This is a genomic window from Cupriavidus phytohabitans, from assembly GCF_000426345.1.
GTDB lineage: Bacteria > Pseudomonadota > Gammaproteobacteria > Burkholderiales > Burkholderiaceae > Cupriavidus.
Window position 1 is genome coordinate 22958 of sequence record NZ_KE384523.1, and the last position, 23780, is coordinate 46737.

At 64.9% G+C, this 23780-nt stretch carries 27 protein-coding genes; 12 read left to right on the forward strand and 15 right to left on the reverse strand.

Annotated features, from left to right (window positions below):
* From K309_RS43745 to K309_RS0135310, 3 genes are all read right to left on the reverse strand, one after another.
* Window positions 1-359 (reverse strand): hypothetical protein (locus tag K309_RS43745; RefSeq protein WP_035878996.1); only part of this gene is annotated, 359 nt, incomplete at its 3' end.
* Between the two features lie 416 nt (window positions 360-775).
* On the reverse strand, window positions 776-1342 hold the full coding sequence (locus K309_RS0135300) for a TetR/AcrR family transcriptional regulator (RefSeq protein WP_029050525.1): 567 nt from the start codon (window positions 1340-1342) through the stop codon (window positions 776-778).
* Window positions 1343-1605: 263 nt separating this feature from the next.
* Window positions 1606-2115 carry a hypothetical protein gene (locus K309_RS0135310; RefSeq protein WP_029050526.1) on the reverse strand — a complete coding sequence of 170 codons (510 nt, stop codon included), beginning with the start codon at window positions 2113-2115 and terminating at the stop codon, window positions 1606-1608.
* 363 nt (window positions 2116-2478) lie between these two features.
* Between K309_RS0135310 and K309_RS0135315 the strand changes: the two genes are divergently transcribed.
* From K309_RS0135315 to K309_RS41445, 5 genes are all read left to right on the forward strand, one after another.
* Window positions 2479-3501 carry an alpha/beta hydrolase gene (locus K309_RS0135315; RefSeq protein ID WP_029050527.1) on the forward strand — a complete coding sequence of 341 codons (1023 nt, stop codon included), beginning with the start codon at window positions 2479-2481 and terminating at the stop codon, window positions 3499-3501.
* A gap of 176 nt (window positions 3502-3677) precedes the next feature.
* Window positions 3678-3977 carry a hypothetical protein gene (locus K309_RS0135320; protein WP_029050528.1) on the forward strand — a complete coding sequence of 100 codons (300 nt, stop codon included), beginning with the start codon at window positions 3678-3680 and terminating at the stop codon, window positions 3975-3977.
* Window positions 3978-4104: 127 nt separating this feature from the next.
* Window positions 4105-4788, forward strand: a complete 684-nt coding sequence (locus tag K309_RS0135325) for an alpha/beta hydrolase (protein ID WP_029050529.1) — start codon at window positions 4105-4107, stop codon at window positions 4786-4788.
* 67 nt (window positions 4789-4855) lie between these two features.
* A complete protein-coding gene (locus K309_RS0135330) occupies window positions 4856-5224 on the forward strand; it encodes a hypothetical protein (protein ID WP_029050530.1) in 369 nt (122 codons plus the stop codon).
* 191 nt (window positions 5225-5415) lie between these two features.
* Window positions 5416-5622: a hypothetical protein gene (locus K309_RS41445; protein ID WP_084402732.1), complete on the forward strand. Its 207-nt coding sequence runs from the start codon at window positions 5416-5418 to the stop codon at window positions 5620-5622.
* A 91-nt stretch (window positions 5623-5713) separates the two neighbouring features.
* Here the strand turns inward: K309_RS41445 and K309_RS39030 are convergent, their stop codons facing one another.
* A complete protein-coding gene (locus K309_RS39030) occupies window positions 5714-6835 on the reverse strand; it encodes an AGE family epimerase/isomerase (RefSeq protein ID WP_035878997.1) in 1122 nt (373 codons plus the stop codon).
* A gap of 178 nt (window positions 6836-7013) precedes the next feature.
* On the opposite strand from K309_RS39030, the gene K309_RS0135345 reads away from it, so the two are divergent.
* The 3 genes from K309_RS0135345 to K309_RS0135355 all read left to right on the forward strand — a co-directional run bounded on the left by K309_RS0135345 (window position 7014) and on the right by K309_RS0135355 (window position 8099).
* The gene (locus tag K309_RS0135345) at window positions 7014-7262 is read left to right on the forward strand and encodes a hypothetical protein (protein ID WP_029050531.1); all 249 of its coding nucleotides are present in this window, start codon (window positions 7014-7016) and stop codon (window positions 7260-7262) included.
* Between the two features lie 270 nt (window positions 7263-7532).
* A complete protein-coding gene (locus K309_RS0135350) occupies window positions 7533-7811 on the forward strand; it encodes a hypothetical protein (protein WP_029050532.1) in 279 nt (92 codons plus the stop codon).
* 15 nt (window positions 7812-7826) lie between these two features.
* On the forward strand, window positions 7827-8099 hold the full coding sequence (locus K309_RS0135355; protein WP_029050533.1) for a DUF6566 family protein: 273 nt from the start codon (window positions 7827-7829) through the stop codon (window positions 8097-8099).
* Window positions 8100-8111: 12 nt separating this feature from the next.
* On the opposite strand, the gene K309_RS0135360 is transcribed toward K309_RS0135355, so the two are convergent.
* The gene (locus tag K309_RS0135360; RefSeq protein ID WP_029050534.1) at window positions 8112-9746 is read right to left on the reverse strand and encodes an acyl-CoA synthetase; all 1635 of its coding nucleotides are present in this window, start codon (window positions 9744-9746) and stop codon (window positions 8112-8114) included.
* 156 nt (window positions 9747-9902) lie between these two features.
* Between K309_RS0135360 and K309_RS0135365 the strand changes: the two genes are divergently transcribed.
* Window positions 9903-10607, forward strand: a complete 705-nt coding sequence (locus K309_RS0135365) for a Crp/Fnr family transcriptional regulator (protein ID WP_029050535.1) — start codon at window positions 9903-9905, stop codon at window positions 10605-10607.
* Window positions 10608-10745: 138 nt separating this feature from the next.
* Here the strand turns inward: K309_RS0135365 and K309_RS0135370 are convergent, their stop codons facing one another.
* From K309_RS0135370 to kce, 8 genes are all read right to left on the reverse strand, one after another.
* Window positions 10746-11315, reverse strand: coding sequence for an RBBP9/YdeN family alpha/beta hydrolase (locus K309_RS0135370; protein ID WP_029050536.1), 570 nt, complete (start codon window positions 11313-11315; stop codon window positions 10746-10748).
* Between the two features lie 167 nt (window positions 11316-11482).
* Window positions 11483-12640, reverse strand: coding sequence for a porin (locus tag K309_RS0135375; protein ID WP_029050537.1), 1158 nt, complete (start codon window positions 12638-12640; stop codon window positions 11483-11485).
* Window positions 12641-12810: 170 nt separating this feature from the next.
* Window positions 12811-13659 carry a TauD/TfdA dioxygenase family protein gene (locus K309_RS0135380; protein ID WP_029050538.1) on the reverse strand — a complete coding sequence of 283 codons (849 nt, stop codon included), beginning with the start codon at window positions 13657-13659 and terminating at the stop codon, window positions 12811-12813.
* Window positions 13660-13671: 12 nt separating this feature from the next.
* Entirely contained in the window at window positions 13672-14652 is a 981-nt protein-coding gene (locus K309_RS0135385; protein WP_029050539.1) for a tripartite tricarboxylate transporter substrate binding protein, read from the reverse strand.
* 138 nt (window positions 14653-14790) lie between these two features.
* Entirely contained in the window at window positions 14791-15762 is a 972-nt protein-coding gene (locus K309_RS0135390) for a quinone oxidoreductase family protein (protein WP_029050540.1), read from the reverse strand.
* 69 nt (window positions 15763-15831) lie between these two features.
* On the reverse strand, window positions 15832-16578 hold the full coding sequence (locus K309_RS0135395) for an SDR family NAD(P)-dependent oxidoreductase (protein WP_029050541.1): 747 nt from the start codon (window positions 16576-16578) through the stop codon (window positions 15832-15834).
* A gap of 107 nt (window positions 16579-16685) precedes the next feature.
* Window positions 16686-17744 (reverse strand): beta-keto acid cleavage family enzyme, encoded by a 1059-nt coding sequence (locus K309_RS0135400; protein WP_029050542.1) that lies wholly within the window; start codon window positions 17742-17744, stop codon window positions 16686-16688.
* 138 nt (window positions 17745-17882) lie between these two features.
* Entirely contained in the window at window positions 17883-18818 is a 936-nt protein-coding gene (gene kce, locus K309_RS0135405) for a 3,5-dioxohexanoate:acetyl-CoA acetone transferase (protein ID WP_029050543.1), read from the reverse strand.
* Between the two features lie 163 nt (window positions 18819-18981).
* Here kce and K309_RS0135410 point away from each other — a divergent pair, with 163 nt between their 5' ends.
* The 3 genes from K309_RS0135410 to K309_RS39035 all read left to right on the forward strand — a co-directional run bounded on the left by K309_RS0135410 (window position 18982) and on the right by K309_RS39035 (window position 22993).
* Entirely contained in the window at window positions 18982-19992 is a 1011-nt protein-coding gene (locus K309_RS0135410; protein ID WP_029050544.1) for an AraC family transcriptional regulator, read from the forward strand.
* A 422-nt stretch (window positions 19993-20414) separates the two neighbouring features.
* The gene (locus tag K309_RS0135415; protein WP_029050545.1) at window positions 20415-21065 is read left to right on the forward strand and encodes a response regulator transcription factor; all 651 of its coding nucleotides are present in this window, start codon (window positions 20415-20417) and stop codon (window positions 21063-21065) included.
* Window positions 21062-22993 (forward strand): ATP-binding response regulator, encoded by a 1932-nt coding sequence (locus K309_RS39035; RefSeq protein WP_084402731.1) that lies wholly within the window; start codon window positions 21062-21064, stop codon window positions 22991-22993. Before K309_RS0135415 ends, K309_RS39035 begins: the two co-directional genes overlap by 4 nt.
* On the opposite strand, the gene K309_RS42770 is transcribed toward K309_RS39035, so the two are convergent.
* Window positions 22960-23127: a hypothetical protein gene (locus K309_RS42770; RefSeq protein ID WP_198030922.1), complete on the reverse strand. Its 168-nt coding sequence runs from the start codon at window positions 23125-23127 to the stop codon at window positions 22960-22962. The genes K309_RS39035 and K309_RS42770 overlap by 34 nt on opposite strands.
* A 210-nt stretch (window positions 23128-23337) precedes the next feature.
* On the reverse strand, window positions 23338-23760 hold the full coding sequence (locus K309_RS0135430; protein WP_029050546.1) for a VOC family protein: 423 nt from the start codon (window positions 23758-23760) through the stop codon (window positions 23338-23340).
* Between the last annotated feature and the right edge of the window lie 20 nt (window positions 23761-23780).

A 23780-nucleotide genomic window follows, 5' to 3' on the forward strand; every position in this document is an offset into this window, starting at 1 on the left:
TTGCCGACGCGTGCGCCATCGGTGTACGGGTCGACGCTGCGTGCCGGCGAGCCCGAGACGCCGCTGCGGTCCAGGCCGGCAACGATGCGGGCACCGTCGGTGTAGGGATCGGCCTTGCCGACACGTGTGCCGTCGGTGTACGGGTCGAACTTGCCGGCACGCGCGCCTTCGGTGAACGGGTCGAACGTGCCGGTGCGGGCGCCGTCGGTGAAGGCATCGGCTTTGCCGACGCGGAACTGGTAGCCGTACTTGTCACCGGCGAAGCTGCTGTCGTGCACGCCAGCGGCGTGGGCGGCGCCACCAGCGAAGGCGGCGGCAAGGGTGGCGGCGGTGATCAGGGTCTTGGCGAACTTGGTCATGATGGGCTCCTGGGGGCGAAGTTTCGGATCGTGTCAATCGGTGTCAGTGGCTCTGCAGTCTTTCTTCGGGGTGATTATCTACTAGTAGATAGATAACCGGTCCTGAAAAATGACCGCCTCCGGTCATGCATGGGATCGTCGCCGGGCCCTGCTTCTTGCTTGCTGCTGGCGCTGCGTCGCTTCCATGAGTCAAATACTATCTACTGCTAGATAGATAGTCAAGGAAGAATATTTCTATCGGGCCGATAGGCATCAGGCTCTTGATCGTAAGTTACTGATTTACAAGAATTTACGGTCATAACCGCGAACACTGCGGGACGGCGCGTCCCCGCCAATTGAAAAAGCCGCCGCGCAGCTTTCGCCACACGACGGCTCCGGACGCGCCACTGACAGCGCGAAAAATCGGTATGGAAACTTTAGCCAGTCACCGCTGCCATCAGCGTATCGGCCGCTGCCTCGACCCGGTCGGACGTGCCGAATAGGCGCGCTGCGATCAGGCCGCTTTGCAGCGAACCGAACACCACCTGCGCCAGCCGCGGCGGCGGCACCGGGAATGGCGTGGTGCGCAGCGGCTGCGCCCGCTCCAGCAGTCCCGTCAGCCACTTCTCGTGCATCAGGTAAAAGCCCTGCAGCAGCTTGTGCACGGATTCGGGCAGGCACAGGGTTTCTGTCGACAGCATGCCGCACAGGCAGATCTGGTCGGAGCCGCAGCTGTTGCGGAACGGCGCCAGGTAGATAGCCGCCTGTTCGGTCACAGGCAGCGTCGTGTCGATGGCGCGCAGGTGCTCACTCAGGCGTGCACTGTATTCCTTGACCGCTTCGAGGACGAGATCGTCCTTGGTCGGAAAGTAATAGTGGATGCTGGATGTTTTCACCCCCACCAGCTCGGCCAGGTCCCGATAGCTGAAGCCGTTGAAGCCGCGGCGGCGGATCAGGACGAGGGTGTGCTCGAGCAGTTGCTCGCGTACGGATTGCGTTTTCATGAAAGCAGTTTATCTACGCGAAGATAGACGCTCAAGTTGAAATGCCCCGACGCGCGGGTAATCCCCTAGCGCCGAGGCATGGCTTTAGCCTGGCAGGACCTGCGCGGCGAAGGTGATCATCGAGCCACTCGTCACGCAGAGCACCAGCCATCCGCCAAGCAGCAGGATGCTGTCACGCAAACTCATGATGGACTCCATCGGGCAGCGGCCTGGTGGCCGCCGCCGTAAAGGTGGTAAAGCCGCCGGCCGGTGGCCGGCAGCGATCAGGCGAGCGCGCCGTCGGTGTAGGGGTCGGCCTTGCCGACGCGCGCACCGTCCGTGTACGGGTCGAAGCTGCGCGCCGGCGCTGCCGAGACGCCGCTGCGGTCCAGGCCGGCCACGATGCGGGCACCGTCGGTGTACGGGTCAGCCTTGCCGACACGCGCGCCTTCCGTGAACGGGTCGAACTGGCCGCTACGGTAGTTGTAGCCGTAGGCGTCAGCCGGGACGTTCGCGGCAATGGTGCGAGCACCGTCGGTGTAGGGGTCGGCCTTGCCGACGCGGCCGTCGGTGTACGGATCGAACTTGCCAGCACGCGCGCCTTCGGTGAACGGATCGAACTTGCCGGTGCGGGCACCGTCGGTAAAGGCATCGGCCTTGCCGACGCGGAACTGGTAGCCATACTTGTCACCGGCAAAGTCGCTGTCCTGCACGCCAGCGGCGTGGGCGGCGCCACCGGCGAAGGCGGCTGCAAGGGTGGCGGCGGTGATCAGGGTCTTGGCAAACTTGGTCATGATGGGCTCCTGGGGGCGATGTTTCGGATCGCGTCAATCGGTGTCAGTGGCTCGCGGTTTCTTCTCAGGCCGATTATCTACTAGTAGATAGATATCCAGTCCTGAAAAAATGACCGCTCCGGTCATGCGATGGGATCGCCACTTATCCGCCCCTTCTTGCTTGTTGCTGGCGGTGCAGCGGTTCCATGAGGCAAATACTATCTACTGCTAGGTAGATAGTCAAGGCAAAAGTTTTCTATCGGCGCGATAGCGGCAGGCCCGCGCATGAAAAATCCTGCGGCGGGATGGACGTTTCTTCACATGTTCACAGTGGCCTGCTAGCCTGAATACACAGGCTCGTCACCACGGCGTGCCCTCTTATCAATGTTCGAGACGCCGCATCCCGACCCCCTCGCATCTTCGCCCTCGCCGGCGTCGCCCGGTTCGCTGCGCTGGATTGCCGTGGCGGCGGGGGTCGCACTGGCAGCCGGCGTTGCGCGCCACCTACTGTTTCGTGCGGTGGAGCGCAATGCATTTGTCACGCCGACGGATGAAACAAGCACCGAAATTCCCGTGCCCTGGTCATCCATGCCTGTGCGGCATACCACGTTCGCCAGCGGCGATCGCGAGCTGCATGCCCGCTTCGTTCCCGCCGCGCGCCACGATGCGCCCGCGTTGATGGTCTGCCATGGCGACAATGAAACCCTGGCCGACTGGCTGCCGGTACAGGCCATGCTGGCCGAGTCCGGCATTGCTTCCTTCGTGTTCGACTACAGCGGCTATGGCCGCAGCAGCGGACGCCCGTCCGTGCGCCATCTGCGCCAGGACGCCATGATCGCGTACCGGCAGTTTCTTGCGGCCGCGCCCGCGGCGTCGCGCCGCGTGGTGCTGGGCCACTCGCTGGGCTCGGGCATACTGCTTGACGTAGCGCGGCACTTCGCACCGCAGCCCGACGGCTACGTCATCGCCGCCGGCTTCAGCTCGGCGCGGCGCGCCGCGGTGCAGACCGGCCGCGTGCCGGCATGGGCGGCGTGGCTGCTGCCCGATCCCTGGGACAACGCCGCGCGTGCCAGCCGCCTCGAACGCCCACTGCTGGTGGTACACAGCCGCGCCGATGCCGTGTTCGCGCACGTCCATGCGGAGCGCGTGGCAGCTGCCGCGCGGCACTTGCACCAGTTGGTGATGCACGACGCCATGCCGCATGGCGCGGCCATCGAGCCAGACCATATCGCCGCATTCTGGCTGCCGATCGTGCGTTACGTGCAGGAATTGGACACCACTCCGCAGCATGAAATCGGCGCGCGCGTGGAGGTCGTGGAAGCAGGCGGGGAATACAGCCAGAGCCGGAATTCACGCGAAAATCCGCACAAAAACAGCGATTCAATGCGCGTGCCAGGCAAGCAGTAAAGAGGCGATCCGAAGTCGCCGGACAATCTACCGCAGACTCCCGCGAGCGGCAATCATCCTTGTGGGCGAGGCGCCACGGCAAGATAGCCAAGAGGTCTTTTATTGATTTCTTGTCTATATTTGTCCTCGTGGCACAAGCATCGCAATTTCGCTTTGACAGCACTGGAGGTACTGCCATGCGTTGGCTTGCAAACCTGTTCAGTCCGCCGACCCCGGAAAAAATCGCCGAAAGGGAACTGCAAAACATGAGGCTGACGCTGTTCCAGGCCGAGCGGAAATTGCTGGAGGCGCAGATGCAGGTGGCCTACTACCGCGACATGGTCGCGTTCCTGGAAGATGTCTCGGCCAAGGGCGTGGAGGACGTGGTGGACAAGCGCCGCGCCACCGTGCCTGCAATGCCCGAGCTGCCTGCCGCCGCGCTGAACGCGCGCGCGCCGGGCCTGACCACCGTGCCGATCGTTCCGTCCGCCGCCTGAACCGGCAGTCGCGCCGCCCTGCCCGCGTAGCGGGCGTGCGGCATCAGCGGGCCTGACCTGTGCGATACTCGCGCTGCCTGGCGCGCCCATCGGCGCGCGGGCACGCCGTCACACAGGAACCTGCCCCATGAGCGAACTGCTGCCCGCCATTGAAATCGAAACCGCGCCCGATCCCCGCTGCGCCGTGATCTGGATGCATGGGCTGGGCGCCGATGGCGGCGACTTTGCACCAGTGGTGCCGGAATTGCGGCTGCCCGCCTCGCCTGGCGTACGCTTTATCTTCCCGCACGCGCCGGCAATTGCCGTGACCTGCAACGGCGGCTATGTCATGCCGGCCTGGTATGACATCTATTCCCTCGACGAGGCCGGCCGACGTGCCGATGAGGCCGGCATCCAGGCTTCGTGCGACGCCATCCGCGCGCTGGTCGCGCGCGAGAATGCGCGCGGCATCCCCTGCAGCCGCATCGTGCTGGCCGGCTTTTCGCAGGGCGGCGCGATCGCCTATACCGCGGGCCTGACGCATCCGGAGCCGCTCGCCGGGATCGTGGCGCTGTCCACCTATATTCCCGCGGCAGCCGCGCTGGCTGCGAAGGCCAATGCCGCGAATGACGCCACGCCGGTATTTGCCGCACACGGCACGCAGGACGATGTGGTGCCGTTGCAGCTGGGCGTTGCCGCACGCGACTTTATCCAGGCGCGCGAGCATCCGCTGACGTGGCAGACCTACCCGATGGGGCATTCGGTCTGCCTGGAAGAGATCGTTGCCATCGGCGCATGGCTGGCGGAACGCTTCGGCCCTGCCGCTGCCTGACCCTATCCAACGCTGACATACCGACCACATCGCCGCCGGCGCCACGCCCGCGCGGCAAGCCGTACCCATGAGCCTCGCCCCACTGCCCCGCATCGATTTCAACACCCGCAAGGCGCTGCTGTTCGCGCTGGCCGCCGAGCGCCTCTCGGCCTTTTACGAGCACCGCACGTGGATGACGGACGCACAAGGCGCGACGCTTGCGGGCGAGTGGCTGTCGCGCTCGCGGCTGCAGCTGCCGCTGTCCGAGCGGCGCCTGCTGTCCGAGCTCAGCGACCAGTTCGCACGCCAGCTGGCCGGGACGCTGTCTCGCGAAGCGGGCTTGTATGCCGCGCATGAAATGATGGAAGCGCTCGATCCCAACTACCAGTCTGCCTTTGCGCACGACATGCTCGATGAATGCGAACGGCTGCTGCGCGAGAACGGCGTGATGGAATAAGCCGAATAAGCGAACAAGCCTTTCTTGCCAGCATTGCTGGAACTGGCGAAAACGCTAAACCGATTTGGAGGGGGACACGATTGCCAACGAGTCCAGACGTGGCATAACTGCTGCATTTGCAAAGATTCACAATCGCTTTGCGGCCGGGCGCTTACACTGCGCGCTCCGATAATGCCCCCATCCATTCCACCATGGAACGCAAGCACTGCCTCGCCTGGATCGCGCTGAGCATGATCGCAGCGGCCTTGCTGACGCTGCTGTGCCTGATCCTCAATGACCACGCGGAGACCCGCGCCGCCACCCGGATACGGCAGATGGAAGTCCGCGTAGGCACGCAGGTGTCGCCGCAGGCGGGTGCGCCCCGGCCCGCGACTTCAGAACGACGACCAGGTAGTTAAGAAGGACAACGCACGGGCGGAGCGCGGGCTTGAGTTTAGTCGCGCCCCCATGCCGCGACTGCAAAGAATTGATAACGCGATTGCGTCGCGGTCATCGGATCGGCCAGGACTGGCCCGCGGCTTGTGCCAGCGCCAGGTAGGACGTTGCCAGGTGGTATGGCGAAGTCGACGGCATCTCGGCACGCACCACGTCGCCTGACGGCGCGAGGCATTCATGCCATCCCTGCGCATGCAGGAAGCGGTTGCGGAACTGCCCGGCCCAGGCTTCCAGCGTGGCCAGCGACTCCGGTTGTCCATGCAGCGCCAGTGCGCGTGCATACTCGGTCTGCGCCCAGATGCGTTGGGTACCATCCAGCAGCCGGCCCTGCGCGTCCAGCGCCGCGCTGACGCCCAGCGTGCCAGGCGCAACGCCATGGCGTTGCGCAAAGTCGAAGGCCTGGCGCAGCGCGCCTTCCAGCGGCAGGTCACCGAACAGCTGCGGCCGGCTTGCGACCAGCGAGAACCATTCAAACTGATGGCCTGGTTCGATCCGGTTGTCCGCAGTGCCCTGCGGCAGCTCGGCAATGCAGCCGGTGGCGGGATCGACGAAGCGCTCGTACACGGCCATCGCGATTTCGCGCAGCCGCTCGGCATACCATTCGTCGCCGGTGGCATCGAGCGCCGCCAGATAGGCTTCGGTCAGATGCATCACGGGGTTCTGCAGCACGCCCATGCCTTTCGGGCGGAAATGCTCGCTGAGAGCGGCGTGGTAGAGCCCGCCGTCTTCGGCGAAGCGGTCTTCGACGATGTCGACGGTTTCGTCGAGCACTTCCAGCGCATCGGGATTGCCGCGCAGCGCGTGGTAGCTGGCGCAGGCGAAGATGACGAAGGCGTGCGTATAGAGGTCGCGCGTGGTGTCCAGCGGCGATCCATCCGGACCGACGCTGTAGATCCAGGCGCCGCCGCCATCTCCGAAATACGCCTGCAGCGAGCCGAACAGCGTATCGGCATGCGCCTGCTGGCCCGCCACCGAAAACACATAAAGCTGCCGCGCGCAGGCCATGGCACGGTAGCGCGCCGCCGGCAGCGGCGCTGCCGTGGCGCCGTCGAGGGCCTCATAGGGCAGGAACAGGCCGGCATTCCAGCCGCTGGCGGTCCACAGCGGCAGCACCGTGGCATCGTAGTGCGCCGTCAGGGCGGCAACCTGTTGGGTGAGCGCGGGCGAAATGAGCATGGTCGGTGGCGAGAAGCGGGCGCCACGTGGCGCCAGGCGCAGAAGGTTACTGGATTCGGCGCAGCTGGGGAAGCCACGCCACGCGTATCTTGCCATGCCGCGGTTGCAATTCTCCGATGGCGCCATGCGCTCGCAATTGCTAGCATCAATGCGTCCCACCTGCCAACGGGAGGCGCCAATGTCGACCCTGCCCCTTACGCTTTCGGACCATCACCGCACGCTGGTACTGCACGTGCTGGAAGAGCCATCCGGCCAGTACACCTGGCGCATCGTCATGGAAGAACTTTGCGGCGCGGCCTACGCCGACTGCACCGTTGAAGCGCCCTCCACTTACAGTTCGCATGCCGAGGCCGAGGCAGCCTGCTGGGCCGCAGGCAACGGCATGCTGGATGGCCCGCGCGCCGCGAGCGAACTGCGCACCACCTGATGCACGCCGCCCGCGCTGCCATGTGCAGGCGCGGGCGTCCGGGCGGCTCCAAACCTTGCGCGCTGCCGCGCATGTCCTAGTCTGGAATCGTGGCAGTGGCAACGCGGGCAGGCTGTTTGCCCGCGATTCTCCGTTCCGGCCACGCCCAGGTGCCAACCCGCTGCCTGGGTGCTTCCCTGCCACCTGCCTGTCATCTTCCTGGCCTTAACTGACCTGGTCGCCTCGCCGCGCTTGCCAGCGGTGTGATGGGCAGGCCCGCAGGAGCATGAAATGGAAAAGCCGGTCGTCTCTCCGCAGCGCTTCGTCGAGTTGATGAACGAGCGCCTTAGCAAGCATCCCTTGTACCAGGAGGGCATGCGCGTCTACGCCATTCCACAGCATACCGACCATCCGCGCAGCCTTGTGTGCGTGGGGCCACGCGGCACCGAATGCGTGTGCGCCACCATCGAGAACATCGTGCGTGGCGAATGCGAGGTATTCCCCGACATTGCGGAGGACTGGCATCGTCCCCGCGACCACGGAAGTCCACACGAGGCGCGGGCACGCTGAACGCCCGGCAAGCGCATGCCCAGCGGATGGCACGACGAGAACGCCAGCTACCGCGGCTACCGCATCCATGCCGCGGCGCTGCGCTATGGCAGCCAGCACGAAGGCTGGTGGACGCTGCGCGCCGAAGTCTGGCTTCACGGCACGCGGCTGCCGTGGCTGTGCCCCGTGATCCAGATGCGCTTTGGCTGTGCCAGCGATGCCACGCGCGCGGGCATGGCGTGGGGCCGCGAAGCCATCGATTCGCATATCGCCGGCCAGCGCGATGCCGAGGAGGCCGTGCAGCCCTAGCAGCCGCCGCGTTCAGACGTCGATGGCGGCATCCGACTTCACCTTGCGGCGCAATTCGAACTTCTGGATCTTTCCGGTCGACGTCTTGGGCAGCGGCCCGAAGTACACCGCCTTGGGCACCTTGAAGCCGGCCAGCAGCGTGCGGCAGTGCGCGATCAGGTCCTCGGCGGTGGCACTGGCCCCCTCCTTCAGCTCGACGAAGGCGCACGGCGTCTCGCCCCACTTGGCGTCAGGCTGCGCCACCACCGCCGCGGCAAGCACCGCGGGATGGCGATAGAGCGCATCTTCCACTTCCACGCTGGAAATGTTCTCGCCGCCGGAAATGATGATGTCCTTGCTGCGGTCCTTGATCTTGATATAGCCGTCGGGCATGCACACGCCGAGGTCGCCGGTATGGAACCAGCCGCCGGCGAATGCCTCGCGCGTGGCCTTCTCGTTCTTCAGGTAGCCCTTCATGCAGATGTTGCCGCGGAACATGATCTCGCCGATGGTCTCGCCGTCGGCTGGAACGGGCTGCATCGAATCAGGATCGAGCACGGCGACCTGCGACTGCAGGTGGTAGCGCACGCCCTGGCGCGCCTTGCGCACGGCGCGGTCCTGTTCCGACAGCGCACGCCAGTCATCCTGCTCGGCACAGACCGCGGCGGGACCATAGACCTCGGTCAGGCCGTAGACGTGCGTGAGTTCGAAGCCCATTGCCTCCATCTGCGCCAGCACCGCTGCGGGCGGCGGCGCGCCGGCGACCATGCCGCGCACCGGGCCGCGCACGCCTTCGCGCCACGATGGGGGCGCGTTGACCAGCGCGGTATGCACGATCGGCGCGGCACAGTAGTGCGTCACGCCTTCGGCGCGCATCAGGTCGAACACGAGCCTGGGCTCGAACTTGCGCAGGCAGACGTTGACGCCCGCGCGTGCCGCGATGGTCCACGGGAAGCACCAGCCATTGCAGTGGAACATGGGCAGCGTCCACAGGTAGACCGGATGCTTGGGCAGGTCCCATTCCAGGATGTTGGAGATCGCGTTGATGGCCGCGCCGCGGTGGTGATAGACCACGCCCTTCGGATCGCCGGTCGTCCCGGAGGTGTAGTTCAGCGCGATCGCTTCCCACTCGTCGGCGGGCATGCGCCACGCGTAGTCCGGGTCGCCGGCTGCCAGGAAGGACTCGTAGTCGGTATCGCCGAACGGCTCGGCCTGCGGCCCCAGCGCATCATGGACCGCGATCACCTTGAGCCCGGGGATTTCCAGCGCGACCTGCCGCGCCAGTTCGGCAAACTCGGTGTCGGCGAGCAGCACGCGGGCCTCGCCATGGCGCAGCATGAAGACGAGGTTGGCGGCATCGAGGCGGATATTGAGCGCATTGAGCACGGCGCCCGCCATCGGCACGCCGAAATGCGCCTCGACCATGGCAGGGGTGTTGGGCAACAGCGCGGCCACGGTATCGCCCTTGCCCACGCCGGCACGCGCCAGCGCGCTGGCCATGCGGCGCGCGCGCGCATAGGTGTCGCGCCAGTTCTGGCGCACCGGGCCGTGCACGATGGCCAGGCGGTCACCGTACACCTCGGCGGCGCGCACCAGGAAGTCGATGGGAGTGAGCGGTACGAAATTGGCCGCATTGCGGGCCAGGCCGCTGTCGAAATCAGTTGGCATTGATGTGTCTCCGCTTGTCGCACTTTTTCTGGGGCAAGGCTATCATCGCAGACATCCGGCGCACTGTCGTCCGGATGACAAACTCCCCGCAAACCCGCGCCAGCCAAGGCTTACGCGAATCTTACAAAGTGCCGCGCAGCCGCTCGCGCCGATGTCATGACCGCATCCCAGAACCCTGCCCGCGCCCCTGAAAGCACGCTGGCCAGCCATGCGTGGTACGCCGCGCTGGCGGCGGAACACCAGGCGCTGGCCGCGCGCGAAACGCTGCTGCAGTCCTTTGCCGCGGGCGCCTTCATTGCCCGGCGCGGCGAGCCTTCGCGCTACTGGATCGGGGTCGACAGCGGCCTGATCAAGCTGGCGGTGTACACGCCTGACGGGCGCGGTTGCACTTTTTCCGGCGTGCCGGCCGGCGGCTGGTGCGGCGAAGGCAGCGTGATCAAGCGCGAAGACCGCCGCTATGACGTGATCGCCATCCGCGACTCGCAAGTGCTGCTGGTGCCAGAGCCGGTCTTCAACACGCTGCTGGCGCAGAGCCTGCCGTTTGCCAGCTTTGTCGTACGCCAGCTCAACGAACGGATGGGCCAGTTCATCGCCACGGTGCAGAACGACCGCCTGCTCGGCGCCGACGCGCGCGTGGCGCAGGCAATCGCGCAGCTGTTCCATCCTGACCTGTATCCGCGCACCAGCCCCGTGCTGGAACTGTCGCAGGAGGAGATCGGCCTGCTGACCGGGCTGTCGCGGCAACGCGTCAACCAGGCGCTGCGCCGGCTGGCAGAAGCCGGCATGGTGCACCTGTCCTACCAGAGCATCCGCGTGACTGACTTGCCGCGGTTGCGCAGCTTCGGGCTGTCGGAGCTGTAGCAGCTCCGGATGCCCGTTGAATCAAAGAAGAGGTTCCACAGGCGTTGCCCGTGGAACCATCAAAACCCGGCTGCCGTGGAAAGTGTCATCAAGACCGGAGGTCGGCACCCGGAGTGGAGACGCAATGAATGGTGAATCTCACAGCTCGCGGAGCAACTCCGCTGCCTTCTGCCAGTTGCCATATCCGTCGGACGGCGAGAGGTGGCCAATGTCGCCCCCATTGACGAAGCGGCTGCCCCAGGCCTGCGCAAGGGCTTGGACCTGCTCGAATCCTCCGATCGGATCGTTGCGGCTGCCGACCACGATGCTCGGAAACGGCAGGCGCGCCCTCGGCAGCGGTGTCCAGCCGCTGGCAGCCAGGGTCTGCGGATCGGAGTAGCCGGCGGGCAGGGGCGTGTCGAGGTCGGCGGGGGCCGCAAGCAACGCGCCCTGGACCTCGCGCGTCGTCTGTTGCGCCCAGTGGACCGTGATGCAGCATCCCATGCTATGGGCCACCAGGACGATCGGCCCTTGGATGCTGCTGACGACGCGCTCCAGGTTCGCCACCCTGGCACTGCACAGCGCCTTGTCCTGGTCGATCTGCGGCACGATCTGCACCGCCCTTCCCTGCGCTTGCAGTTGCTCGGCGAGCAGCGATTGCCAGTGCTCCGGCATATGGTCGCGAAGACCGGGAACAATCACGACCGTCGGCTGGTTGGTAGAAGTCATGGATTTCGATTTCCTCGGTTACTCGGTTAAGGCCCGGAGCGTGATCGTTCTGCGCCCGCCGGATGAACTTGCCACGCTCCCTTCCGCGCGAAGCGTGGCATATCGCGAGGCGAGATACCGTGAGCGCAGGCTGCTGCCTGCGCCCGGCATCGCCACCGCGCGGGTGGTCAGAAGATATGGCGGATGCCCACAGCCGCACCGAACATGGACTTCTGCCCACTGGGCAGCGAGTAGCTGTTGCCCAGCGCCAGGCTGGTGGCGAAGCCGCTCGCCGCCGAGTCCATGGTCAGGCCGGCGTTGCGGGTATACGCCGTGGTCAGGTACACGTCGGTCCGCTTCGAGATCGAGTAGTCAGTGATCAGAGCGATCTGCCACGGATTGGCCGCGTGCGTGTTGCCGCCGACGTTCTTCAGGTTCTGGTAGTCATACTCCAGCGTGAAATCCAGCGCCGCCGACACGCGGTACTGGCCACCGATCCAGTAGAAGTCGTCGCGCAGGAACTCCCTGCCTGTATGGTCCTTGTTCTGCCCCCAGCGGTAGCCGCCCATCACCTTGCCCGCGCCGACCGAATAGCTGGCCATGACGGCCGCCTTCTTCAACGTGCCGTTGCTGGTGCCGATCGTCGGGTTCCACTGGTCGTAGGCAACGCCCAGGCCGAGCGGGCCGTTGATGTAGGTCACGCCCGCACCGTAGGCCGAATCCCGGCGGAACTGGCCCGGTATTTCGCCGTTGCCGCCCAACGTGGGAATACCGGGGTTGATCTGCGGCAGCGTCGTACCGACACCGAACGACCAGTGCGCCACGGCGGTCACGGGACCGAACTTGCCGGTGTACTGCGCCACGTTGTCCTCGCGGAAGTTCGCGCCGGCGATAACGCCCGCCGGTTCATACTGCGTGGCGAAGCGGGCCGGCACGAAGTTGGCCAACGACACGAACAACGACGTGTACTGGCGGCCGAAGGTGACCTGCCCGTAATCGGATTTGAGGCCGACAAAAGCCTGGCGGCCGAACATGCGTCCGCCCTGCTGCTGGGTGCCGGTATCGGCGTTGAAGCCGCTTTCCAGCACGAAGATGGACTTCAGCCCGCCACCGAGGTCTTCCGTGCCGCGCAGGCCCCAACGCGAGCCGGAGTAGCCGCCGGAGTTCTCACGGAACACCGAGTGGCCCGTACCGGGATTAAAGCCGTTAGCCGCCGACGGGACGACGCCGACCTTGTTGACGTATTCGAGGTTGACGTCGATCACGCCGTACAACGTTACGCCGGACTGCGCCTGGGCTGCACCACATGCCATCGCGGCGGCCAGGGCAAGAATCGCTCTTCTCATCTACTCCCATCCTCCATGGTTCATCGTTCTCATTTGTTTGTTTTCAGACTCAGTCACAGCGACTTCCGGCGCCAGGTGCGCCGCTACTACAGGGAGGCTCTGCGATCCGCCACCTTTTGATCAACGTTCTGCAGCCATGACCTCCCGGTATGCGAGCCAGCCCGCCCGGATCAGAAAGGGCGGTCTCCGATGATCGTTGCGCGGTCCATCCTCCGGTTGCACGGCGGATAGTCCATGACGGCGTAATGTTGGGTCGACCGGTTGTCCCAGATAGCCACGCTGTTCTTCCTCCAGCGCCAGCGGACCTGGTGTTCGGGGATGTGCGCCTGCGTAACCAGGTAGCGCAACAGGTCGGCACCGCCAGGGCTGTAGTCCTGCCCAAAGCGCACGCGGCCCGGCGTGTGGAAGTTGGTGAAGTGCGTGGTAAACCCGTTGACGAACAGCACCTTCTCGCCAGTCTCCGGGTGGGTCCGCACCACCGGATGCTCGGCGTCAGGGAACTGACTCTTCAGCGCCAGGCGCCGCTCGATTGGCATGGCGGCGCCAAAGCTCGCCTCGATGCTGTGACGCGCCCGAAGGTCGGCAATCTGCTCCTTGACGTGGGCGGGCAGGTTTTCGTACGCAAGCACCATGTTGGCCCACATGGTGTCGCCCCCGACGGGCGGGCACTCCCAGCACCGCAGGACAGCGCCAAGCGGCGGTACTTCGCGCCAGGTCGCATCGGTGTGCCAGGCGTTCTCGTAACGATCCGGCGGGTTGGCGGGCGTCTTGTAGATCTGCACCAACCCCGGATTCTCCGGGTCGCTACCCGTCACAGGGTGATCCTCCAGATCCCCGAAGCGGCGCGCGAAGGCCACGTGCTGGGCAGCGGTGATGTCCTGGTCGCGCAGAAACAGGACGCGGTGCCTGAGCAGCGCCTCGCGGATGCCGGCGAACACGCCATCATCATGGATCGCATCGGCAAGGCTGACCCCGATGAGTTCTGCGCCGATTGCGCAGGTAAGTTGTTCAACTCGCATGGTCGATGGATGTCATTGCGGCTGGATGTTGAACGTCTTCACGATGCGGGCGTTGCGATCGAAATCGGCGCGCAGATCCTGGCTGAGCTGGCCAAGGCTCTGCGGCTGCAGCGGCTCGAACCCGAGCGCGGCAATCCGTTCCTGCACGCCGGCCCTGGAGGCTGCCTTGTAGACCGCGGCCTGGATCTTCTCGGTCAGGTCCGCCGGCAGCCTGGACGACACGAACACGCCGGTCCAGTTGCTGAAGTCAACGTCCGGATAGCCCAGTTCGGCGAAGGTCGGCACCTGCGGGAGCATCGGCAAGCGCTGCTTGGCGGCCACGGCATAGGCCTTGAGCTTGCCCGCCTTGAGGTACGGCAGCGAGGTCACCATGCCGTCATACATCACGGCGATCTGCCCGCCCATCACCTGCGTCAGGGCCGGCGGCGATCCCGGGAACGGGATGTTCTGGAGATCGATCCCGGCCTTCTGGTTCATGATCATGCCGGCGTACTGCGAGGCCGTGCCCGGGCCATAGGTGGCGAAACTCAGGTTGCCCGGATGCGCCTTCACGTAGCTGATCAGCCCCGGCAGGTCCTTGGCCGGCAGGCCGGGGGCGCTGACGAGCAGCAGGGTCGACCTGGCTGCGGCGGCAACCGGCCTCACGTCCTTCATCGGATCGTAGGGCACCTTCATCACGTGGGGGATTTCCGCAAACACGTTGGTTGCCGACACCAGGATGGTCTGGCCATCGGGCGGCGCCGCCAGCAGTGCGCCGACCGCGATGGCGCCGCCGGCACCCGGCTTGTTGTCGACGACCACGGGCTGGCCCAGCTCTGCCGTGAGTTGTTCGGACAGCATGCGTGCCATCACGTCCATCGTGCCGCCGGCAGGCGCTGGCACCAGTACGCGCACCGGCTTGTTGGTCCATGCCATGGCGGCGGGCATGGCAAGTGCAAGAATCGTCGCGGCGACGACGCGGCGCACGCGCAGAACGGCAGGTCGGTCTGACATCTTTGTCTCCATCTCGGTATTTCCGGCAATGTGAACTTGCCTTCGAGGGCGCAGCCGCCCCTCCACCCTCGCCCCTGCGAGGATGGAAATGCGACTGCGGCATGCGTGCGAAGGGAAAGCCCGCGCTATGGCACCGCTTTACGGCACCAGTACGGTGGCGCCGCTCGTCTGCCTGTTTTCCAGTGCGCGATGGGCCTGCGCGGCGTCTTCCAGCGCGAACTGCTGCTTCGGCTCGCTGGTGATCTTTCCGGCCGTCACCATGTCGAACACCTCGTTGGCCATGGCGAGCATGTGCGAGCGCGGCGTGGCGTAGTGCACCATGGCCGGACGCGTGACCCAGAGCGAACCCTTCGCCGCCAGCGTGCGGCTGTCGATCTCGACGGGACCTGAAGTCGTGCCGTTGCTGACCAGCGTGCCGCGCACCTGCAGGCAGGACAGCGAGGCGTCCAGCGTCGACTTGCCGACCGAATCGAACACCACCGGCACCTTCTTGCCGTCGGTGATTTCCATCACGCGCTCGACGATGTTCTCGCGCGAGGTGACAATGACGTGCGAGCAGCCGTTGGCCCTGGCAAGCTCCGCCTTCTCGTCGGTGCTGACCGTTCCGATCATGTTTACGCCCAGCGCGCGTGCCCACTGGCAGGCGATCAGGCCCACGCCTCCGGCCGCGGCGTGATAGAGGATGGTCTCGCCACCCTTGAGCGGATAGACCTGGCGGAACAGATACTGCGCCGTCATGCCCTTCATGATGAGCGTGGAAGCGGTACGGTCCGAGACACCATCCGGCAGCGGAATCAGCACCTCGGCAGGCATGACCCGCACGTCCGCATAAGCGCCTTGCGGGCCGAGCAGGTAGCCCACGCGGTCGCCCACGCGGATGTCCGTCACGCCGGGCCCCACCGCCTCGACGACACCAACGGCGTCGGAGCCCAGGCCGTTGGGAAGTTCGAGGGGATAGTGGCCGGTCCGAAAATAGATGTCGATGAAGTTGACGGCGATATAAGTGTGCCGCACGCGAGCCTGGCCCGGGCCGGGATCACCTACCTCCACGGACTCGAGCTTGAGGACATCAGCGCTGCCTGTCTCGTGAAACCGAATTGCTTTTGCCATGACTTGTCTCCTGAAATGCCTTGTTCATTGCCTCTGACCGCGCCTGGGGCAAGCCCAGCGTGTCGGCGGCTACATCGCTGTCTTGCCACCATTGACGCCGAGAATCTGGCCCGTTATGTATCTGGACCGCGCGGACGCGAGGAACACGATGGCGTCGGCGACCTCCTCCGGGGTCCCAATCCGGCCCGCCGGGATCGTCGCCGCAACTGCCGCAATGTTGTCGGCGCCTCCTGCAATGCGGTCCAGCATCCCGGTATCGATAGGGCCAGGCGCGACCGCATTCACTCGCACATTCGATCTGCCTGCCTCGAGTGCCGCAGCCTTGGTCAAGCCCTCGATCGCGTGCTTGCTGGCCACATACATTGGATTCTGCGCATTGCCGCGGCTTCCCATGGTCGAGGAGAGGTTGATCACAACGCCCTCTTTCTGTTCCAGCATGACGCGCAACTCATACTTCATGCTCAGGAACGTCCCAAGGACATTGGCGTCGAAAGTTGTCGCATAGGATTCAACTGTCTGGTCGACGATCGACCCCGGCGTGCCTTCGGTCCCTGCACTGTTCACTGCGACATCGAGCCGTCCAAAGCGGGTGACGGTATGCTCGACGAGTTGGCGGACCTGCTCCTCATCAGCTACGTCAGCGGGTACAAACTCGGCCTCGGCACCGAGTTCCCGGAGTTGGGATACAAGTGCGGCGCCTGCGGTGGCATTGCGGCCGGAGCAAACCAGCTGTGCCCCATCACGGCCGAATGCAAGCGCCGTGGCGCGGCCGATCCCAGACGTGGCTCCCGTAACGAGAACGACGGTACGAGTCATGACATTCCTTATTTGAATCAAGTCAAAACAGATCGATCCGGTTGCAGCAATTCAGGCTGGAGTGCGCACTTCAACCGGATCAATTCTTGGTCTGTGCCGTAGCAGGCTCAGGCTGCGCGGCGCAGCGGCACGTTCTTGACACCGGGCTTGCGGTTCGGCGTCATGCCGTTGGCGGCCAGGGTTTCATCGACATCGTTGTACCAGGTGCCAATACGGTAGATTTCCCGCGCTTCCTTGCCATCGGCGATCTCGCGGCCCAACTCCCTGGCGATACGCACGGTCTGCTGAATCTGCTGCACCGAGGTGAACCGGTTGCCATGCTGATCGATGAGGGTGTCCTCAATGCCGCAGCGCACGTGCATACCCATTGCCAGCGCCATCGTGTTCCACGGAAGTACGTTCTTGAACAACGACTCGGCGGTAATGGTGCAGCCATCCGGCGCACGTTGAATGAAGTCGAACAGGTTGTACGGATGCGGTCCATGGTGGCCGCCACCGATGCCGATGCAGGTCAGGTTCAGCGGGCCCTTGTAGATCCCTCTGCGCACCATGCGGTCCAGCGTTTCGAGCGCATGCATGCCCACCAACTGAAAGTGCGGCTGGATGCCGGCTTCCTGCAGGCGGCGCAAGTGCTCTTCTGCCCAGGCCGGGCCAGCCGGAACAATCATTTCACGGTAGGCATCGTAGACGGCCGGGTTGGCCATGTGCGTGCTCTCGTAGAACTCCGGGTAGATCAACTCCATGATGTTCATCTGGATGGTGTTGAGTGCTACCGTCACCTGGTCCGGCTTGGGGTCGAGATCCGCCAGCGCGTGACGCGTGTCATCATCCAGCCATTTCGCGGCCTGGCCTTCATCTTCCGGTGCGAACGAGATCGAGCCGCCGACCTGAATGATCATGTCCGGCACCGCCTTGCGCACGCCGGCGATCAGTTCGTTGAACATGGACAGGCGCTTGGAGCCCTTGCCATCCGGCTCACGCACGTGCAGGTGCAGCACGCTGGCCCCGGCTTCATAGCAATCCACCGCCTTCTGGATTTGCTCTTCCATGGTCACGGGGATGTCTTCCGGGAAATCTTCGGGCATCCACTCCGGGCCGTACGGGGCCACGGTGATTACCACCTTGTCCATGTTCTCCGGGTGCAGCGAATCATCCAGAAATTGCATTTCTTTCTCCTTGATAGGGGATTTAACTATCGGCGCCGCAACGGACAGTTGAGGTCGGACCGGGCATCAAATTATTCAGGTGGCTTGTCGCCGGGAACGCGCTCGCGGGTTAAGGGGCGGCAAGGCAATTGGAAGAGATCAGAATGCAACAGCATCCCTGCCCTTCAACTGGAGCATGTCGCGCGTCTCATCGGGAGTGGCCACTTCCAGGTTCAGCGATTTCAGGATCCCGACGATGCGACTGACTTGATCGGCGTTGCTGGTCGAAAGCCGGCCCGGCCCATCCCAAAGCGAATCCTCCAGGCCCACGCGGACATTTCCGCCCATCGCAGCCGCCATGGAAGCAATCGGCATCTGACTGCGGCCCGCACCCAGGACGGACCAGTAGTAGTCCTTGCCAAACAGCCGTTCGGCGGTGCGGCGCATATGCATGACATCATCGGGATGCGTCCCGATGCCGCCGAGCAAGCCAAAAACGGACTGTATGAAGAACGGCGGCCTGAGGATGCCACGGTCAATGAAATGCGCCGCCGTGTAGAGATGGCTGGTGTCGTAGCATTCGATTTCGAAGCGAGTCCCATTGCCGGCGCACGATTCCAGGATGTAGCGGATTTCCCTGAACGTGTTGCGGAAGACGCGGTCTTCGGAGCCTTCGAGGTAAGGACGTTCCCAGTCGTACTTGAACTCTTTGTGCCTGCCAAGCATCGGGTACAGCCCAAAGTTCATCGACCCCATGTTCAGCGAAGCGACTTCGGGCTTGAGTTGCAGCGCCGGCTGCAGTCGTTCCTCGACGAGCATGTTGGGGGCGCCGCCGGTGGTGAGGTTGATGATGACGTCGGTACGCGCGGCGATCTCGGGGAGGAATTCCCGGAAGAGCGCGGGATCCTGCGAGGGCTGGCCATTCTCCGGCTTGCGCGCGTGCAGATGGACGATCGAGGCGCCGGCCTGGGCCGCACCGATTGCCTCGCCGGCGATGTCTTCTGCCGTGATGGGCAGGTAGGGGGACATCGTTGGCGTGTGAATGCCGCCGGTTATGGCGCAGGTGACTATGACCTTGTCTTGAGGGGCTGCCATGGGTTCCGTTTGTCGTCGAATTACGGGATCAGTCTAGTAATCCCCGGGCGGCCGTTGTCTCTCATTTCACGACATTCACATCTCATTTCGTGACAGAATCTGGTGGTATCCGGGTTTCCCCGGGCGAGTGGATCCGGGCTACACACCGGGTGAGGGAGAAGCAATGGGCACACTGATTCGCACAGGCGTGCTAAAGAACTACTTCAGGGTGGCGCAGCAACTGGGCCTTGAACCGCAGCCGTTGCTGCGCAAGCTGGGCTTGAGCAGCGAGATGCTTGCGGACCCGGAACATTGGATTTCCGGAAGCGGAGCCGTTACCTTGCTGGAAGAGTCAGCGCGACTTACGCAATGCCCGACATTCGGGCTGCGTATGGCGGACCTGTGGCAGCTGTCTGACCTTGGTGTCGTCAGCGTGTTGCTCACGCACCAGAGAACACTGCGCGACGCTCTTGGAACCCTGATTCAGTATCGGCACCTGATGAATGAGTTCCTCGTCATCCGTATTGAGGAGACCGGCAAGAAGGTCATCGTGCGGGAAGACGTCGTCGCGGATAACGCCGGGCCGTCCACGCAGTCAATTGAGCTGGCACTGGGCTCACTGTCACGCATGTGCAGAATACTGCTGGGCACGTCCTGGCACCCCCTTGGCGTCAGTTTCACCCATGACGCTCCCCCCGATCTGCAGCTGCACCGCCACATCTTCGGGGGGAAGGTGGAGTTCGCAAGCCCTTTCAATGGCTTGATTTGCCGCGCCGCCGACCTGGACTTGCCCAACCCTATCGCCGACCCTGTCATGGCCCGCCATGCGCAACGCCTGCTTGAAGGCCTTCCGGGAGCCAATGAGCCGTCAGTTGTGCTCGAGGTGCGCAGGGCAATCTATCTGATGCTTCCGGCAGGGCGCGCGACGATTGAGCAAGTTGCTCAGGGCCTGGGGATGAACGTGCGTACACTGCAGCGCCAACTCGAAGGCGCTGGAATGGTTTTCTCAGACATGGTCAATGGCGTACGGCGCGATCTCGTTATCCACTATATTGACAACAGAAGCTACTCGCTCGGGCGCATTGCCGAATCGCTTGGCTATTCGGCTTATGGCTCATTCGTCCGTTGGTTCACGGCGCAGTTCGGCATGACGCCGACGCGGTGGCGCAGCACCAAGCCGGCAAATATGAGGTAAGCCGCCTATCTTTAGGATTCGGTTCGTCACTCCGACGTCAGGCTCTGACGGCGGGCATATCGGTTGCCCGGACGATTGTTCGTGGAATACCGGCGGTACCCCGTGCTCGCGGGACTGCATGCGTGTCGAAAATCGAAGACGGCTCAGCGCGATACCCTGCGTGTCGTTGGTGAAGCAAAAAAAATACCCACAGCCGGGTGGTAGTGGGTAACGAAAAGTGGTTGTGGACACGTCGCGGAACTGTCCACGGAGAGGATCTTCGCACTGCCGCTGCGCCGCGCCAATAATCTTTCCGGACTAGTCGCGTTCACGCATCCGGTGCATGGACAAGTGTCGCAGATTCTTGTCCAATGGCTGTCACCCGTGCCCGCTGAGCCGGCATCCAGACTGTCCTGCACCGGTCGTCCGCGGTGCCTGTTCCCATGCCACAAGCCCGCCTGCTCCTGATCGACGACCACACCTTGTTCCGTACCGGCCTGCGCCTGGTCCTGGCCGACAGCCCGAGCGTCGGGCAGATCATCGAAGCCGGCTCTGTCATGCAGGCGGTACAGGACCACGCCGGCGCCGCGGTCGATATCCTGCTGCTCGATATCCAGATGCCCGGCCTGAACGGCCTTGAAGGCGTCAAGGTACTGCGGCGGCATTTCCCGGCGGCGCGCATCCTGATCGTGTCCGGCACCTCCGGCCTCGAAACCATTCCGGCCGAGGTACGGCGCGAGATCGCCGGTTTCTTGCCCAAGTCGGCCGATGCGCGCGAGATCGAGGAAGCGATCGCCTGCTGCCTCGCCGGCGGCACGCATTTCCCCGATGACGCCAGTTCGGCCGGCCGTGCCGCCGCGCCCGCGCCCGCGCCCGCGCCATATTCAGCCAGCGCGCTCACGCCGCGCCAGCTGGAGGTGCTGCACCAGCTGACGCTGGGCCGCTCCAACAAGGTCATTGCCTACCATATGGGCCTGTCGGAAAATACCGTGCGCGTCCATGTGGCAGCCATCCTCGAGCACCTCGGCGTGGTCAGCCGTGTCGAAGCCATCCTCGAAGCGCAGCGCCGCGGGCTGGTGCAGGCGGCCCGATGATCGCGGACCGGGCGCCGCGCGTAAGGGGAGATTGCCAGCACGGCCTGCGGCTGCTGCCGCGCTTCGACGAGCCGCGGCTGCTGGCCGCGCAGATGGCGCTGATCGACCAGAGCTTCGGCATCGCCATGCTGGGCTGCACGCTGGCGGCCTTTATCCTCGCCGCGGGCCTGACGCTGTCAGGCGACCGCCCCGGCGCCCTGCCCTGGGCCTGCGCCATGGCGGTAGCCTGCGCGGTGGCGTACTTCGGACGGCTGACGCTGCCCGGGCGGCTGACCGAAGCCGGTGCGGACCGCTTTGCGCGCGGCATGACCGCGATGCTCGCGCTGATCGGCGCGCTGTGGGGACTGGTGGCATGGCTGTACCTGGACGTGCGCATGCCGGCGGTGGTGATCTGCGTGCTGTCGCTGATCGCCGGCATGAGCGCGGCGGCGCTGGCGGTGTTCTCCGCCTGCCTGCCGGTGGCGATCGGCTTCTTTGTCCCGTCGATCGTGCCGGTCTGGATCGCGTTCCTGGCCACCGGCGATATCGAATACCTGCCGATGTTCCTCGGCACGCCGCTGTACCTGTTCGTGCTGATCATGTTCGCGCGCAATTATTCGCGCGTGGCGCGGCATTCGATCGCGCTGCGCTTCGAGAACGTCGAGCTGATCTCGCAGCTGCGCGAACAGACCACGCGCGCCGAAGCGGCGCAGCACGAAGCCGAGCAGGCGAGCCGCGCCAAGTCGGTGTTCCTGGCCTCGGCCAGCCATGACCTGCGCCAGCCGCTGCATGCGATGGGGCTGTTCCTGGTGTCGCTGGGCCGCACCGCGCTGGATGAGCGCCAGCGCCAGTTGCTGGCGCATATCGAGGCATCGTCCGGCGCCGCGCGCGAGATGCTGAACTCGCTGCTGGATTTCTCCAAGCTCGAAGCCGGCGTGATCACGCCACGGCCGCGGCCGTTCCGGCTGCAGCCGCTGCTGCACAAGCTGGAGAACGAATTCGCGCCGCAGGCCGATGCGCGCGGACTCGTGTACCGCACGCGCGATACCACCACGACGCTTTACGGCGATCCCACGCTGGTCGAACTGGTGCTGCGCAACCTGATCGCCAATGCGATCCGCTATACCCGGCAGGGTGGCGTGCTGGTGGCCTGCCGCCAGCGCAAGCTGCATGCCGTGATCGAGGTGTGGGACACCGGCATCGGCATCCCTGCCGCGCAGCATCGCGACATCTTCCGCGAGTTCCACCAGCTCGGCAATCCGGAGCGCGACCAGCGCAAGGGGCTGGGGCTGGGGCTGGCCATCGTCGAGGGGCTGGCGCGCACGATCCGCACGCGCGTGACACTGGGCTCGCGGCCGGGGCGCGGCTCGGTGTTCCGCTTCAGCATGCCGCTGGCCTGGAGCACACCGGAAGACGTACCGCGGCCCCTCGCGCCGCGCGGGCTGGACGGGCTGCGCGTGCTGGTGATCGACGACGACGAAGCGATCCGCACCGCCATGTCGGAGCTGCTGGGGGCATGGCAATGCGACTGCCGCACGGCCGATTCCGAGGATGAGGCACTGGCCATGCTTGCGGCGTTCCAACCCGCACTGGTGCTTGCCGACTACCGCCTGCGCGGCCACCGCACCGGCCAGGAAGCGCTGGACGCGATCCGGCAGCAGGTGGGCCGCCATGTGCCGGCGATCGTCATCACGGGAGATACGGCGGCAGACCGCCTGCGCACCGCGCACGCGGCGGGCACCTTGCTGCTGCACAAGCCGGTGGTTCCGCAGGAATTGCACGCAGCGATCGACACGCTGCTGCGCGACGCGCCAGCGCAGGAGACGCAAGGCGAGACACGCCACGGCCAGGCACAGGCCGGGGCTGAGCAGAACGGCCCTTCCGCATCAGGGAAGGCCGCGCACCGCTGCGGGCGTCAGCCGCCCGAATGCAGCGGGGACAGCGAATAGGCGAGCACCAGTCCCGCCACGATTGCCGGCGAACCCAGGCGAATCGCAGTGCTGCGCGACAGCGCGCCCAGGTACACATACAAGCACACCAGCACCATCGCAGTCACATACAGCAGGCTGTCATAGACTTGCATGGATGTCTCCCTTGCCATTGTTCTTATTGCTTTACTTCGGTGGTCTGCCGACGAAGCGTGATGCAAAGGCAATGCGTGGGGGCGCTCCGCCGACATGCTATGGCTGTCTACAAGGATAGTCGGGAGTTCGCGGGGTCGTGGCAATCATGGAAATCCCTTTGCGGCGCCGCACCACGGCTGGTGCGGCGCCGCAAAGGGGGCAGCGGCAAATCAGCTGGCAGGCGGCATTTCCGGGTTCCAGGCCACCTCCCACAGGTGTCCGTCGGGATCCTGGAAATAGCCGGCATAACCGCCCCAGAAGGTGTCCTGCGCCGGCTTGACCACGCTGGCGCCTGCCGCGCTCGCCTGCGCCATCACGGCGTCGACCTCCGCCTTGTCGCCGACGTTGTGGGCCAGCGAAAAATCGGTGGACGCCCGCGCTGTCACCGTCAGCCCGGTATCGTGCGCCAGGCTCGCGCGCGGCCACAGCGCCAGCTTCAGCCCGGACTGCAGGTCGAAGAACGCGACCGCGCCGTGTTCGAACTGCTGGCCGACAATGCCCGGTGTCGACAATCCCAGTCCATCGCGATAGAAGCGCACGGCGCGCTCCAGGTCGTCGACGCCCAGCGTGACCAGTGTGATGCGAGGCTTCATGGCACTACCCTCCTGCACAT